The 14,584-nt window shown below is 39.1% G+C and carries 15 protein-coding genes; 13 read left to right on the forward strand and 2 right to left on the reverse strand.

The features are described 5' to 3' along the window. Positions 1-19: 19 nt before the first annotated feature. The 6 genes from SLH46_RS12830 (at position 20) to SLH46_RS12855 (ending at position 4,726) form a co-directional block, all read left to right on the forward strand. A complete protein-coding gene (locus SLH46_RS12830; protein ID WP_320281597.1) occupies positions 20-721 on the forward strand; it encodes an aspartate/glutamate racemase family protein in 702 nt (233 codons plus the stop codon). Positions 722-744: 23 nt separating this feature from the next. After that, positions 745-1,446 carry a hypothetical protein gene (locus SLH46_RS12835; RefSeq protein WP_320281598.1) on the forward strand — a complete coding sequence of 234 codons (702 nt, stop codon included), beginning with the start codon at positions 745-747 and terminating at the stop codon, positions 1,444-1,446. Positions 1,447-1,480: 34 nt separating this feature from the next. Next, on the forward strand, positions 1,481-2,182 hold the full coding sequence (locus SLH46_RS12840; RefSeq protein ID WP_320281599.1) for a hypothetical protein: 702 nt from the start codon (positions 1,481-1,483) through the stop codon (positions 2,180-2,182). A 270-nt stretch (positions 2,183-2,452) separates the two neighbouring features. Continuing rightward, on the forward strand, positions 2,453-3,007 hold the full coding sequence (locus SLH46_RS12845; RefSeq protein WP_320281600.1) for an RNA polymerase sigma factor: 555 nt from the start codon (positions 2,453-2,455) through the stop codon (positions 3,005-3,007). A 19-nt stretch (positions 3,008-3,026) separates the two neighbouring features. Continuing rightward, positions 3,027-3,623, forward strand: coding sequence for a hypothetical protein (locus SLH46_RS12850; RefSeq protein ID WP_320281601.1), 597 nt, complete (start codon positions 3,027-3,029; stop codon positions 3,621-3,623). 59 nt (positions 3,624-3,682) lie between these two features. After that, the gene (locus tag SLH46_RS12855; protein WP_320281602.1) at positions 3,683-4,726 is read left to right on the forward strand and encodes a hypothetical protein; all 1,044 of its coding nucleotides are present in this window, start codon (positions 3,683-3,685) and stop codon (positions 4,724-4,726) included. Positions 4,727-4,769: 43 nt separating this feature from the next. Here the strand turns inward: SLH46_RS12855 and SLH46_RS12860 are convergent, their stop codons facing one another. After that, a complete protein-coding gene (locus SLH46_RS12860; RefSeq protein WP_320281603.1) occupies positions 4,770-5,672 on the reverse strand; it encodes a glycosyltransferase family 2 protein in 903 nt (300 codons plus the stop codon). 124 nt (positions 5,673-5,796) lie between these two features. Here SLH46_RS12860 and SLH46_RS12865 point away from each other — a divergent pair, with 124 nt between their 5' ends. The 3 genes from SLH46_RS12865 to SLH46_RS12875 all read left to right on the forward strand — a co-directional run bounded on the left by SLH46_RS12865 (position 5,797) and on the right by SLH46_RS12875 (position 9,448). Further along, a complete protein-coding gene (locus tag SLH46_RS12865; protein WP_320281604.1) occupies positions 5,797-7,191 on the forward strand; it encodes a peroxiredoxin family protein in 1,395 nt (464 codons plus the stop codon). A 41-nt stretch (positions 7,192-7,232) separates the two neighbouring features. Continuing rightward, positions 7,233-7,706, forward strand: a complete 474-nt coding sequence (locus SLH46_RS12870; RefSeq protein WP_320281605.1) for a hypothetical protein — start codon at positions 7,233-7,235, stop codon at positions 7,704-7,706. Between the two features lie 89 nt (positions 7,707-7,795). Beyond that, positions 7,796-9,448, forward strand: coding sequence for a mechanosensitive ion channel family protein (locus SLH46_RS12875; protein ID WP_320281606.1), 1,653 nt, complete (start codon positions 7,796-7,798; stop codon positions 9,446-9,448). On the opposite strand, the gene SLH46_RS12880 is transcribed toward SLH46_RS12875, so the two are convergent. Continuing rightward, positions 9,449-11,632 (reverse strand): T9SS type A sorting domain-containing protein, encoded by a 2,184-nt coding sequence (locus SLH46_RS12880; protein WP_320281607.1) that lies wholly within the window; start codon positions 11,630-11,632, stop codon positions 9,449-9,451. It abuts the gene before it with no gap. A 142-nt stretch (positions 11,633-11,774) separates the two neighbouring features. On the opposite strand from SLH46_RS12880, the gene SLH46_RS12885 reads away from it, so the two are divergent. The 4 genes from SLH46_RS12885 (at position 11,775) to SLH46_RS12900 (ending at position 14,573) form a co-directional block, all read left to right on the forward strand. Then, complete coding sequence (locus SLH46_RS12885) at positions 11,775-12,158, forward strand: heme-binding domain-containing protein (RefSeq protein WP_320281608.1); 384 nt, start codon at positions 11,775-11,777, stop codon at positions 12,156-12,158. 1 nt (position 12,159) lies between these two features. Beyond that, positions 12,160-12,633 (forward strand): heme-binding domain-containing protein, encoded by a 474-nt coding sequence (locus tag SLH46_RS12890; protein WP_320281609.1) that lies wholly within the window; start codon positions 12,160-12,162, stop codon positions 12,631-12,633. 90 nt (positions 12,634-12,723) lie between these two features. Further along, positions 12,724-13,137, forward strand: a complete 414-nt coding sequence (locus SLH46_RS12895) for a threonyl-tRNA synthetase editing domain-containing protein (protein WP_320281610.1) — start codon at positions 12,724-12,726, stop codon at positions 13,135-13,137. 197 nt (positions 13,138-13,334) lie between these two features. After that, positions 13,335-14,573, forward strand: coding sequence for a DEAD/DEAH box helicase (locus tag SLH46_RS12900; RefSeq protein ID WP_320281611.1), 1,239 nt, complete (start codon positions 13,335-13,337; stop codon positions 14,571-14,573). The last annotated feature ends 11 nt before the right edge of the window (positions 14,574-14,584 follow it).

A 14,584-nucleotide genomic window follows, 5' to 3' on the forward strand; every position in this document is an offset into this window, starting at 1 on the left:
GAGAACATAAACTTTGCCTATGAAAACAATTGGATTGGTTGGCGGAACCGGCTGGGTATCTACACAGGAATATTACAAGATCATTAACGAAACTGTAAACCAAAATCTTGGAGGGATGACCTTCCCCCGAATTGTACTGAATTCGGTAAATTACGGCGATATTTATGCCTGTAATCAGCAAAACGACCGCGATGGTGTTTACCGGATTATAAAACAGGCCACCGAAACCGTTTGTAATGCCGGAGCCGATTTTGTGGCTTTGTGTGCCAATACAATCCATTTTACCTACGAGGAACTAATCCGCGAAACGGACAAACCAATTCTGCACATAGCCGATGCAACTGCAAAAGCCATTGAAACACATCAATTAAAAAAAGTTGGCCTGCTGGGAACACGCGAAACCATGGAACTTGATTTTTACAAAAAACGCCTGGCAAACTTTGGAATAGAAGTAATTGTTCCGTCAAAGGAAGAACGTGATTTTATTCATTCTTCAATCATGAATGAGTTGCTAAAAGAGGTTTTTCTTCCGGAAACTAAAAAAGGTTTTATTGCGATTATGAATAAGCTAGCCGGCGAGGGTGCACAAGGAATGATTCTTGGGTGTACCGAAATTCCTTTACTGATAAAACAGGAAGATTACGAGTTGCCTTTGTTCAGCACTCTAGAGCTGCACGCCAAAGCAATTGCTGAATTTGCAATTGAAAATGAAAACAAATAGATTTACTCATAAATAAAATAGTCATGAAACAATTAATTCTCTTTTCTTTTATTCTCTGTTTCACTGCAGTTGGATCTTACGCACAAAGTATCTACGACATTCAAAATGCGGTTGATTTTTTTAAGTTGCATAGGTCCGATTCAGGTGATTATAAAAACGTACTCGATGAAAGCGACATTGAAGGAACACCGTTTTTGAATGATGAATTTATCGAAGGAACCATTTATACCTACCAAAAAGTTCAGTTTAACGATATCCCGCTACGTTATAACATTTACAACGACGAGCTGGAGTTTCAAACGCCCGACAAGCAGATTCTTGCACTCACAACTCCTGAAATTGTAGAAAAAGCCGTTATTGGCGAAAATAGCTGTTCGTATATACCCTATCAGAGTGGAAAAAAAATGAAAAACGGCTTTTTTATTGTACTCGCGGAAGGAGATGTTAACCTGTATTCGCGCCCGATTGTATTGTTTCAAAAAGCAAAAGAAGCTGCAGCATACAAAGAGCCCGAACCGGCTAAATTTGTGGAACGTCCGAATGAATACTATCTCCGTGTAGGAATGGATGCTGCTGAAAAAATAGAGTCGAAAAAAGATCTTGTTAACTTCTTCTCTGATCATCAGGAAGAAATTGAAGCATTTATTAAAAACAATAAAGTAAAAATGGGTAAGGAAGAGACATTGATCTCCCTGACAAAATATTACAATTCTCTACCCGATTAATAAGCAATAGTATAAATTGATAATCCTTTCTATCATGAAATCAAAAAAACTGATTGTTCTTTTCGCTTTGGTATTTGTTGGTTTAGGTTATGTGCAAGCCCAGGTTGATTACCAAATAAGTTCGGCCCTGGATTTTTACCGACAAAAGGAACTTACGAATAGCGATTTTAATAAACAACTGGAAGAAAGCGATATAAAAGGATCGCCATACTTAAATAAGTCGTTTGAAGAGGCGAGTATTTTTACCACATCAAAAGTGCAGTTTAAAGCGGTTCCGTTACGCTATAATATTTATAATGACAGAATTGAGTTCGAAACTCCCGAAAAAACAGTATCGGCACTTGCAGCACCTGAAATTGTTGAAAAAATTGAATTTAAAGAATATACACTGGTATATGCACCGTACATGAGTTTAAGTAAAATGAAGCGGGGATTTTTCCAACTGCTGAAGTCGGGAAATACCAGTCTGTATTTAAAACCGGTTATTCAGTTTGAGCCACCAAAAGAACCCGGTGCATATGCAGAAGCAAAACCGGCGGAGTTCAAGCGCCAATCCGACGATTTTTACATCCGATTTGGAATGGAAGCAGCAGAATTGATTGGCAACAAAAAAGAGCTGGTTGCACTTTTCCCTGATCATCAAAAAGAAATTGAAGCTTTCATAAAAGAAAAGAAAATAAAGACCGGAAAGGCTGAAGACCTAAAAGAGCTCATCAACTATTACAGCACGCTTTAATTTTCATTCAAACGTGTAATTTCCGTATTTACATTCTTCTCGTTCTGAATCGACTTTCAGAACTGAATACGTGATGTTATCTGACTAACATTTTCATCGATTTACTAGTTAATCGTAATAATAACTTTTGGTAAAACCCGGCTTTTACAAGCGCAATATGAATCTGTTACGTACTTAAACCGAAATAAAATACACAAAAACAAAAAATAATTCGGAAACGTATGCAACATTGAAATATTGCCTTCGTCATTGAAGCAGAAAATTAAGAGTTTGAATACACTTTATAAAAATATTCACCAGGAGATCATTGATCAATGCAGGGAAGGAAGCCAGAAGGCACAATTCCAGTTGTACAAATTGTATTACAAAGCAATGTACAGCGTTTGCCTGCGGATTGTAAATGACAGTATGGAAGCCGAAGATGTGATGCAGGAGGCCTTTTTAAGTGCATTCAACAAAATTGAAAGTTACAAAGGCGAAGTGAGTTTCGGTGCATGGTTAAAACGTATTGTGGTGAATCGTTCATTGGATTGTTTAAAAAAGCGAAAGGTAAAATTTGAAGAGGTAAACGAGCGAACAGCTCAAATTGCCGATTATCAGATGGAAACGCGAGACATTGATGCAGAAGCCTTAAAAAGGGCCATTCAGAAACTGTCGGACGGATACCGCGTGGTACTTAGCCTTTATCTAATTGAAGGCTACGACCACGAAGAAATAAGCCAGATTCTGGGGATTTCGAATTCCGCTTCGAGAACCCAGTTGCTGCGAGCCAAGAACAAGTTACGAGAGCTATTGAAAGGGACAGAGATATTTTCATACAATTAACAGAATGAAATTTTGAGCGATGGAAAAAAGAGATAACATAGAGCAATTAATAATTGAAAACATTGATGCGTTAAACGATAACGAACCGATGGAAGGACACTTTGCACGGTTTGAAGCAAAATTGAATGCACAGCAAAAAAAGACGCGGAAAATAAACCTGAGTCTGATCTGGAAAGTTGCTGCAGCCGTTGTATTTGTATTTCTGGCAACCAACCAGGCGTTTATCTATTTCTCGCCAAATAACCAGGGAATTTTTAACGCAGCCAATGAAACATCAACTGTTACACTGGCATCAATTTCGCCGGAATACAGCGAAGTGGAATATTACTACACCAGCTCGATAAACACCGGAATGGCCCAGTGGGAAAAATGGATGGAACAAGGCCTGATTTCGGAAGATGAACAAAACATGATGAATGAAGAACTGGCAGAATTTGAAACAATGTATAAAAACCTGCAGAACGATCTGGCAGCAAATCCAAACGACGAACGTGTTATTAATGCCATGTTGGAATATTATCAGGCTAAGCTTAGTGTAATCAATATAATCATTAACAAATTAGAGGAAGTACAACAGAAAACAAACGAAATTGAGCAGGAAGCAATGGCAATTTAGCCGGCACGGATTCTTGCAGATAAGTGAATAATAGTAGTAAATATTAAAACCAGAATAAAATGAAGACATTAAAAAGTATTACAGCACTGTTTTTTATCGGTCTGTTAGCGATCGGCACAACAGTAAATGCTGAAGAAAAATCAAAAGTGTACCACGAAGCTTGGTTGAATAACGAGGTGGCCTCTCTAGAAATCGACAACCGTTTTGGCGAAGTTAAGATTAATAATTCAGGTGGTGACTCGGTAACCGTTCATGTTGAAATTACGGTTGATGCAGCCAACGAAAGAAAAGCTGAGGAATTTCTTGATATGATTGAAGTGAACATTCGAAAGTCAGGTAGTCTGGTAAAAGCCGTTACTGATATCGAAAACAACTTTAAAAGCCAGCGGAAATTCAGCATCGATTATGAGGTAAATATTCCGGCTGATAAGAACCTGAAAATTAGCAATAAGTACGGAAATACAATTGTGGGGCAACTTACCGGAAACGGAGATTTCGACTGTAAATACGGAAATTTCACGGCTTACGATCTGGCAACTCCGAAAGACGGTTCATTAAACCTGTCGCTTGCCTACGGTAATGCAAATATTGGTGCCGCTTCGTACATGAACATCGATGTAAGTTATTCGCCTATCGACATTGAAGAAGCCAAAGAATTAAAGTTCGAATCAAAATATTCGAATATCTCGATTGAAGAATGTGGAACAGTGGTGTTGGATTCGAAATACGACAAGTTTAAGTGTGAAGAATTGGAATCGCTTACTGCCGACATGAAATACACCAATATTAAGGTAGAGGAACTGTCGAAGAGTTTAAAAGTTGAATCGGGTTACGGAAGTATAAAGGTTGATGAAGTGGACGCGGACTTTGACTTTATCGACATCACGAACAGCTACGGACAGATTTCGTTAGGACTCGACGATGCCAATTATTCGCTTGATGCAAGCTGCGACTATTGTGGAATTTCGTATCCTGAAGACGATTTTAGCGGAAACCGCATTAAAGAAAACCATAAAAGTACCGTGGTTGGTGCAGTTGGTAATGGAACCGGTGGAAAAGTTAATGTAATTAGTCGTTACGGAGATATAAAACTCGACGAGTAAAGATATAACCAGAAGATATGAAAAGACCGTTGGCAAGTTTTTGTCAGCGGTTTTTTATGCTTGCATAATAACCCAGTTTATACAAATCGAAGTACAATAACAATGGGCGTCTCCCTTTTAATTGTTCTTCCATTTTTTCGCGGTACTTTCTAAAAAGTTTGCCAATTAAACTGCCCGGCACAAAAAAGGTAATCCGCTTAAATTTACGCAGAAAACTCACCTGACGATAAAAAGTGCGGTCGCCATCCAACAGCTCCTCTCCTATTTTTTGCAGGTTCTCCAGCGCCAGACAACTTTTTCTCAGAAACGCCTGACCACTTTCCAAGCCGGTATGTTCCAGCGCATTATCAACATGAAAGATTTCAACTCCGGCACAATACAAATCATACCCTAAAAGCGTGTCTTCATGCCCATATTCGCGGAGTTCATTCCGAAAATGTACCTGTCTGAACATGCTGGCTGAAATCAGAAAATTATTGGAGGTAATAATAAATCCTTTGCTGCGGTTTCGCTTTTTTGCAGAAATTGCCTCGCGATTATGTCCATAAGTCCAACGCAAGAATTTTTCAGGATCCGCCGGTTTATTCTCGGAATAAGCCGTTCCGCCACACAAAACCCGATTTTCACTTAAATTATCGAGGTAGTTTTTTAAATAGTTAGCGTTTATAACCCGCGAATCGGCATCAATAAACAGTAGCCAACCATATTCCGATTCAGCACCCATTCGGTTGCGGATCGCTGCTCTGCCCAGATTAGAATCCATTTCCTGATAAATAACATTGGGCTTGTTTTTAAGCGATCTGTTTAACGATTTAAAAATCTCATCCGATGCATCGTCGTACACCCGAATCTCAAAATCAATTGCCAAAGCAGTAACTTGCTCGTGCAAAGCGTTTACCAGGTCAACCACCTCAATATTATATACCGGAATATTTACCGAAAGCATACTCTCTTTTTATCAGGGCATGAATTTAACAAAGTTATACCAACATTTCCCATACAATTTGGTTATTCTCTTTGGAAAAAGCTCAGCGATTTATTCTATTTTTAAACTTTTAATGCAAACATCAATGATTAGACTTTCTTTTCTCCTCTTAATATGCTTTACATTTCAGCTTTCGGCGCAAAATTATTCCATCAATGTAACACTCGAACAGGCCCCGAATAAAACCATACAACTTGCTTATCACTACCTTGGCAAAATATATGCAGCTGACAAGACCACATTGGACGAAAACGGGCAGGGTACATTCACTGGCGACAGTCTTTTATCTCAGGGATTGTACAAAATACTGGTTGACCAGGACCATCATTTTGATTTTTTATTGGGTGCAGATCAACAATTTTCGTTAACCAATCCTACGTTTGATGGTAAAAACTCGATAATTGAAGGTGCCCCGGAATCCGAAGCTTTTATCAATTACATGAATTATCTTAGCGGTTTACAGCAAAAGAGTTCCACGTTAAATCAAGCCTACCGTAATGCCGATGAACAGGAAAAAGAAAAAATAGCCAATCAACGAGAAGCGCTTGACACAGAAATGCAGGCGTATTGGGCCACAGTAAACAAAAAGTTCCCCGATTCTTTTTTGTATAAATTTATAACAGCCAATTATGTTCCTGAGCTCGATGAATCAACACTTCCACCGAACATCGTGGAAAATGATTCATTGCTGCTACGTGCCAAATTTAATTACCAGCGCGAACATTACTGGGATTATTTCGACTATACCGACGAACGTTATTTATACACCCCGTTTTATAAAACGAAGGTAGAAACGTGGTTTGAAAAAGTGCTTTACCCCGCCTATGATTCGGTAAAACCATACGTGTACCAATTTCTGGAAGATGTTTACCCGAACAAACGAATTTTTCAGTTTGCCACTTCGTTCTTTCTGAATAGTAGTTTAAACAGCAATTTTATGGGAATGGATGCCCTGTTTGTTGATCTTGCCCGCGATTATTACCTCAGTGGCGAGGCGTTTTGGGCAACAGATGAAACACTCGAACAAATCAGGGAAAATGTTCTTTTTTTGCAAGATAACCTGATTGGAGCAACTGCTCCCGACCTTACACTTGAAAGTTTCGACGGAGAATTTATCAACCTTCACCAGATTGAATCGAAATTAACAGTACTGCTGATTTACGAGCCCAACTGCTCGCATTGTAAGGTTTTTATTCCCGAATTTTATAACGATGTATACCTGCCAAACAAAGATAAAGGACTGGAAGTTTATGCTATTTATTCAATGGACGACAAAGAAGAGTGGGCGGAGTTTTTAACCAAACACAATATGTTTGACTGGCTAAATGTTTGGGACCCTGACCACAGCTCGCGGTTTAAAATTAAATACGACGGCCGGAAAACACCGGGTGTCTTTCTTTTGGATGAAACCAAGAAGATTTTAGGCAAAAAGATGACCATCGAACAGCTTCAAGAAATTATTGCAATTGAATTGAACTAAGCCATCTTTATTCCTGTTATCTTCTGTAAAATTATACCGGTATGAATGAAAAATTCGTTAAAGAACAAATTATTCAAAGACAGTACGATTGGGGTAACGGCATTATCAGAATTGGCAAAATTTTTAAAGAGAATGGCGACATTGTAAAAGCTGCAACCGAGTTGGTTGAATCGATGTACGGCTACAAAGAAGGCACCGTTCTTTTTAAACCAACAAAAGCTACCGATCCTCAGTTTCGAAAAAACCAGGAAGAAGCCGTTTCATATTTTATCGGTGGTAACGACAAATTCCCTGAAGACCAGGGTTTTGCACTTCAGCCATGGGAAAAAGTGCGCTTTGAAAACCATGGTTATATTGCAAATTATGATTTGGCGATTAGTATGGGAAACTATTTTTTTATGGATAAAGATGGCAATGAAACCAAGGTGGAATATACTATGGGCTTTTTTAAAAATGCCAACGGTAAACTGAAATTAAACCTGCATCATTCATCTTTTCCCTTTTCACAGATATAGGGTATTAAAATAGTCATATACCACCCAGTAATACGTTGTTATTGATTTAGAATTTTATTGTAACTTTTCGTTAACAAAACATCCAAATTATGCGAAAATTAGGGATTCTGGTAACGTTAACTTTTCTATTCTTTCAGGTTTTATCTCAAACCGCGATAAACAATTCAAAGACTGAAACGACAACCGGCACTAACGATTCTGAATTGCAGGCTGCGTATGTTGTATTTAATAACGATACACTTTTCCCGATTTATGCCAATCTTGGTCCTTTTACCCCTGCAGAAAGAGCTGCAATAATACTGGAACGGTTTGACCTGGTAGTAACAGAATTTCGGGTCGACGAACAACTGTTTAACATTACTGAGAAAAACAACTACTCAATCATTTCTTACGACAATTTTCCGTTAACAAGCGTTAGTGATGCAGATGCGACCATTTTAGGAAAAAACAGAGAAGCGTTAGCAAACGAATACCTTGTTCTCATCAGGGAATCGTTTAACGAAATTATTGCACGGAGTACACTAACTTACTGGTTATTGCGAGCTCTTTATACCTTGCTGGCGTTAGGCGGTCTTGTCCTGATCATATTCCTCATCAATAAGTTTTTTAAAATCCTGAATACCAAGCTCGAACACTACGAAAAAGGACTGAAGAAAAAACGAAAAAGTATATTTAAATATCTGGTTCCAAGCAAGACCGGAAACATTTTCCTCCTGATTTCTAAAGTTGTTAAGTTTGCGCTGCTGGTGCTGGTTCTGTTTTTATACCTACCCTTTTTATTTAGTTTTTTGCCGTGGACCCGCGATTTAGCCGATAAATTCTATGGATATATTGCTGATCCGGTAAAGAAAATTGCAAACGACTTTGTGGCTTTTATCCCCAATCTGTTTTCCATTTTTGTCATCATCATTATCACCCGCTACCTCTTAAAAATATTGGGAGTAGTAGTTCGGGAAATTGAAACCGGAAAACTCAAAATTAAAGGTTTTCACAGTGATTGGGCAAAGCCAACCTTCAACCTGGTAAAAATCGTCATTTACATTATCACCGCTGTTTTAATTGTACAATACCTGCCTTCATCAAAAGCATTTCAGGGTGTATCAATCTTTGTTGGGGTAATTTTTACCTTAGGCTCTACGTCGGCCATTGCAAATATTGTTGCCGGAATTGTGATCACCTACATGCGCCCATTTCAAATTGGCGACCGGGTAAAAATTGGTAAAACGATGGGTGATGTTGTTGAAAAGAACCTGCTTGTAACACGAATAAAAACCGTAAAAAACGAAGATGTAACCATTCCGAATGCCACCATCATAAATACACATTTGTGGAACTATACAAAAAATGCCAGTCAGATTGGAATTATTTTACACCCTTCGGTAACCATTGGTTATGATGTTCCTGCTGAAACGGTGATAAAACTATTGCTGGAGGCTGCAAAAAACACCAAAAACCTAACCCGCGATTTCAAACCATTTGTACTTCAAAAAAGCCTTAATGATTTTTATGTAGAATACGAGCTGAATGTTTACACCAAACAACCGGGGAAAATGGCACATTTTTATTCGGAACTCAACAAAAGTATTTTGAATGAATTTAATAAAGCCGGAGTTGAAATTCTGTCGCCACACTATTCAGCTTTCCGCGATGGAAATGCTTCTACAATTCCTCAGAACAATGAAAATAAACCTTCGGCCGACCCTGTGAACGACATCATCAAAAAAGCTACCGGACAAAAATAATTACCACGGGACAAAAGAGATTTTTCGTGTAACAAATGAATCGCCGTACGAAAACCGGACAAAATACACTCCCGGAGTTTTTCCCAGCAAATTGATTTTTGTGTGGTAGGTATTGGTATACGAAACGCTTATTTGCATTTCCTGACCAATCAGATTAAATACTTTAATACTTTTCGGATCAATAGTTTTATCCGATTCAAGCGTTAATTCTCCAGCTGTAGGATTAGGATAGACCATTACATTTTCGGGCTGATCGACAACTTGTGTATCGGTATTTAACCTGTAATTACAGGCGACCAGTTCCATTACATTCACCATCGCGTAATCTTGCGGATTCAGTTCCGAAAAACTTTTCCAGGTTCCGTCTTGTAACAGGTAACAATGATTTTCAGCACCTGTAAACTCTCTAAGCGACTGGTATATGGCAAAAGTATCGGCCGGCTGTATATCGCTGAGTTCAAATCCCACAAAAAAAGTATCGGCCGGTTGTACCATTTCATCAAAACCAACGAAGTTCATGGCATCTTCGGCCCAATTATCAATGGTTACTGATTTACTGTAAATCAAATCTTCCGGAAAACTGTTGCCATTGTATACCTTAACCGTTATGCTGCTGTTGTTATTCCCTGTAATAAGCTTCCCTACACCAAACGAAATTCCATCAAGGATTTCGTTTCCATCAATGGCAAAACGTTCAACGATCTCTTCAATTCCAACAGAATTTGTTCCGCCCCAGAAACCTGCACTTTCGCCCGAAACTGTGATAGTGATATTTCCATGCTCATCCGCATCGTTTAAATGGGTAAAAGCATTACACAAATCGTCACCGGTATTGAACTGTTTTCCGTCTAACGACAGAACAGCGGTTCCCGCCGGATCGAGCCAATATTTCAACTGTTTTGTAGAGTCGGACTGAAAATCCCACTGCATGGCAAAACGTGCGTAATAATCGTTTACAGGACTTCCACAAACCGCAGCTCCTCCCGACAATGTTCCGATGAGTTGATCCTTCATGTTAAACAGAGCTCCTCCCGACGAACCAACCTCTGTAACTCCTTCGTCCCAATATAAAACCTTTAACGATCCGTCTGTTGGATTTTTGATCGATGATGACTTAAATGTTGCATATTCAGGCGCATCATAATCAAATGAAATCTTTTTAACGTCTCCCATCGGATGATGGATACTAACCGATGAATCGGGCAAACCCGACGATCGGTCCCAGCCGGCATAATAAGGTCTGAAATCAGGTGGCGGAATATCATTCAACTCCACCAGGGCAAAATCAAGACTATCAAAATGTGCTTTCATAACAGCACCCGATAATGAATGAATCGGGTCGCCATCCAAAGGAGCGCAATACGGACTTTCGTAATTAAAGGTGTAAACGGTTGTTTCGGCCAAATCCCAGGCATCGTAACAATGCGAAGCCGATAAAACATAAGGCGTTTTATCCTCAGCCGTGTTATTTACAAGCGTTCCGGAACAGACTTCCCGCCCATCAACAATAAGGCGGCAAACCGCATCTTTTAACTGATTCCAATTATCTCCTATTTCACAATTTACATCAACATTACAATCGCCTGCAGGATCTCCGCCAATCGGCCGACGGTCGAACTTTAGAATTCCCATAAAATCATGATTCACCCTCGTGATGGTAAAATCGTTTGGCGTACCTGCATTTTTGGGTACTTCGTACTGCACGGTAATTTCATCTCCGGCAACAGGAGCTACCGCAAATTTTTGCGATGCAGCATTGTTATTGGATGTAAAAGCGCCCAGGTAGTGATTCGTTTTTTCGTTATATAGAAATAAACGTCCCTTTGCGTTTAACTCAAAATCGTCGAAAATTAAGTTGAGTGAATAAGCATTTTCTGAAGAAAGCGTTATTTTCCAAACATTGTAACCCGCATTTGTTGTATACCACACTCCCGAATTTGCAGGATTCAAATCGACATTAAAAACATGCGCAAAAGTTAAAGGTTTAAGCTGGTTTTCAGCGGCACGGTTTTCCTGCATAGCAGCGTCAATCTCAGTTTGTTTTAGAGCAGGCATTTTAACGACCAACTGCTCCGCACTTTTCTGGCTAATAACCTGTAAAGGAAACCCGCCTTCAGAAAGCTGAGCACTAACCGAATTACTGATACAAATTAGAAGAATTAATACCGAAATATATAAACGCATTCCAAATGGTTTTCGTAGGGTGAATAAAATATTATGACCGTAAATTACGGATTTTTTAATCAGATTGACGAGAATCACGAAACTTTTCAACAAAAACTCAAGTACGATGTTCTATAAGCTATATAACCAATAAATTAAAATTATGAAAAAGTCATTATCTGTTTTTACCCTCGTAGTTCTTGTTTCCGGATTGGTTGCTCTTGCTGCCAAAAAGCCTGCACAAACAAGCGAGCCAATGCCCGATGATGTGAAGGCCGTGATCCAAAATTCGTGTTATGGTTGTCATAATTCAGAATCAAGAAATGAAGATGGTAAAAAAGAAATTCAATTTGATAAGCTCGATGAGCTCTCTGCAATTAAGAAAATTCACGCTTATAAAGAAATAGGTGAAGCATTGGAAAAAAATGAAATGCCTCCTAAGAAATTTCTGGAGCGGTTTCCGGATAAAGCTTTAAGCGAAGAGAATAAAAAAATGCTTATGGACTGGTCGAAAAAAGAAGCCGAAGCCTTGGTAAAGGAAATGTAATATGCGTCGATTTATACGATTTACAATCTTAATATTGCTGCTTGCTTTTATCGTTATCCAGTTTTTTCGTCCAGAAAAAAACAGCGATGGAGTAAGCAGCAATCATATTTTTAGTCAGGAAAAGGTTCCTGAGAACATACAAATACTTTTATCGGGTGCTTGTATGGATTGCCATTCGAGCAACACCAATTATTTGTGGTACCATCAAATTTCGCCGGTTTCGTGGATGGTGGACGACCATGTGCAACACGGCAAATCGGAGCTGAATTTTTCGGAATGGGGAACCATGGATATTTTTGAGAAAATTACCATTCTCGAAGAGATATGCCAGGAAACCGAACGGAAATCCATGCCTTTAAAATCCTATAAACTCATGCACCCGGAATCGAAATTAAGCGAAGAACAAATTGCCGAACTGTGCGACTGGACAACAAAACTTGCTGAAAGTATGCTCAAAAAAGCCGCAGGTAAATAGTTTTTCAATAAGCTTTCAGAATAGTATCTTTACCCGGACAAAGATTTATTATCAGTCATTTTTCGTGACGCTTAAAACAATTTAGATACTATGAAAGTGTTGGTGATGTATGTCGATGAGTTTTCGTACAATCCTGCCCAAAAAAATTTAGATGAAGTAGTTGACATTACTGAAGGAGCTACCTTTACTGATTCAATTTTGGCTTTTATTCAGGTAGAAGAAAGTGATGAAGAGAAAGATGTAAAAAGCCGCGAAAAAAAGCTGGTCAACCATTTAAAATGGACCGCCCGTAAAAACAACTGTAAAAGTGTCATCCTTCATTCTTTCGCCCATTTATCCGAATCAAAAGCATCAGTTAATTTTACCAAAGAATTATTCGACCAAGCCGAAATCAGACTCCAAAATGCCGATTTCACCACAGCTCAAACACCGTTTGGCTACTTCCTCGATCTGAATATTAAAGCGCCGGGATTTTCTTTAGCGCGCATTTGGGCAACACTTTAGAAGATAAGGTTTAACGTGAATGAGTGATTGTGAATGTGGTAAAAAGTAGCTGTAGGCAATTAGCACGTATACAATTTAGCAGTTAAACAATTTCTCAAGCACCAACAATTCTCTCCATTTCTGCGTTCAAATTGTGCATTTTTTGTTTTTAATCGTCGCTCAATAAATTCAGTTATCTTTGCAACAAATTAGTAAAGATGAAATTCGAGGATTATTCCATATCCAACACCATAAAAACCAACCTGACAAGCAAAGGATTCCGCCGGCCAACCGATATCCAATACAAAGCTATTCCTCCCATTTTAAAAGGGGAAGATGTTTTGGCAATTGCACAAACCGGCACTGGAAAAACGGCTGCGTTTGCTATTCCGGTTATTCACAACATTCAGCAATTAAAACGTGCAGGAAAAGGTCCGGGTATTAGTTGCCTGGTTATGGCTCCAACACACGAGCTGGCGCAACAGATAAGCGATGTGTTTGTGGCGATTGCAAAAAATACCGGAGTAAAAATTACGGTTATAATGGGTGGTGTTGATCAGGATCCTCAAATAGAACGCTTAAAAACAGGAACCGACGTTTTAGTTGCCACACCCGGCCGCTTGTTCGACCTGGTTAGCCAGGGCCACCTTAAACTTCAGGATGTAAAAACGCTTATTCTTGACGAAGCTGATCACATGCTCGATCTGGGATTTATTAAAGATATAAACGATCTGATTCGTTTTCTTCCCTCGAAAAGACAGACCTTATTTTTCTCGGCAACCATCAACAAAAAGATTAAAAAGTTGGCCTACTCCCTGGTTAACAAACCAATACGCATACAAATATCACCTAAAAACCCGGTGGCAAAAACCATTGAACACCAGGTGGCTTTTATTGAAATGGATGATAAAAGAGCGTTTCTTGAGCGTTTGGTTGACGAAAATCCGGGAGCCAAAATCCTGGTTTTTGTACGTACAAAAGTTAGGGCCGAGCGGGTTAAAAAAGCGATGGCACGCGTGGAAATTGACAGCGACACCATTCACAGCGACAAAGAGCAGGCAGAACGTGACAATACAATGAAACGTTTTAAATCCGGTGAACTGAAATTACTGATTGCCACTGATGTAAGTGCGCGTGGTATTGATATTCCTAACGTTGATTTTGTTGTAAATTACGATTTGCCGGAGGTTGCCGAAAATTATGTGCACCGTGTTGGAAGAACAGGCCGTGGAAATCAGAAAGGAAAAGCAGTTTCGTTTTGCAGCGCGGAAGAACGCGAAATACTCGACGAAATAGAAAGCTTTTTGGACAAGGAAATTTCGCGTTTGGACATCGAAAAAAGTGATTACGCTGACACACTTGAATTTACAAAAGATACCGATTACAACTGGCAAAAGCTGATGCGGGATAACGAGCGGGAAATAAAAGAGGTCAAAAAGAAGAAAAAGAAAAAGTAAGTTTTACAACC

Origin of the sequence: Draconibacterium sp. IB214405 (assembly GCF_033963885.1) — a bacterium.
Classification (GTDB): domain Bacteria; phylum Bacteroidota; class Bacteroidia; order Bacteroidales; family Prolixibacteraceae; genus Draconibacterium.

Bases quoted from the DNA above. Each gene is read 5' to 3' on its own strand.
- SLH46_RS12850 (WP_320281601.1), top strand. From the start codon at position 3,027: ATGGAAAAAAGAGATAACATAGAGCAATTAATAATTGAAAACATTGAT.
- SLH46_RS12830 (WP_320281597.1), top strand. From the start codon at position 20: ATGAAAACAATTGGATTGGTTGGCGGAACCGGCTGGGTATCTACACAG.
- SLH46_RS12890 (WP_320281609.1), top strand. From the start codon at position 12,160: ATGCGTCGATTTATACGATTTACAATCTTAATATTGCTGCTTGCTTTT.
- SLH46_RS12870 (WP_320281605.1), top strand. From the start codon at position 7,233: ATGAATGAAAAATTCGTTAAAGAACAAATTATTCAAAGACAGTACGAT.
- SLH46_RS12860 (WP_320281603.1), bottom strand. From the start codon at position 5,672: ATGCTTTCGGTAAATATTCCGGTATATAATATTGAGGTGGTTGACCTG.
- SLH46_RS12835 (WP_320281598.1), top strand. From the start codon at position 745: ATGAAACAATTAATTCTCTTTTCTTTTATTCTCTGTTTCACTGCAGTT.
- SLH46_RS12840 (WP_320281599.1), top strand. From the start codon at position 1,481: ATGAAATCAAAAAAACTGATTGTTCTTTTCGCTTTGGTATTTGTTGGT.
- SLH46_RS12885 (WP_320281608.1), top strand. From the start codon at position 11,775: ATGAAAAAGTCATTATCTGTTTTTACCCTCGTAGTTCTTGTTTCCGGA.
- SLH46_RS12855 (WP_320281602.1), top strand. From the start codon at position 3,683: ATGAAGACATTAAAAAGTATTACAGCACTGTTTTTTATCGGTCTGTTA.
- SLH46_RS12875 (WP_320281606.1), top strand. From the start codon at position 7,796: ATGCGAAAATTAGGGATTCTGGTAACGTTAACTTTTCTATTCTTTCAG.
- SLH46_RS12895 (WP_320281610.1), top strand. From the start codon at position 12,724: ATGAAAGTGTTGGTGATGTATGTCGATGAGTTTTCGTACAATCCTGCC.
- SLH46_RS12900 (WP_320281611.1), top strand. From the start codon at position 13,335: ATGAAATTCGAGGATTATTCCATATCCAACACCATAAAAACCAACCTG.
- SLH46_RS12880 (WP_320281607.1), bottom strand. From the start codon at position 11,632: ATGCGTTTATATATTTCGGTATTAATTCTTCTAATTTGTATCAGTAAT.
- SLH46_RS12865 (WP_320281604.1), top strand. From the start codon at position 5,797: ATGATTAGACTTTCTTTTCTCCTCTTAATATGCTTTACATTTCAGCTT.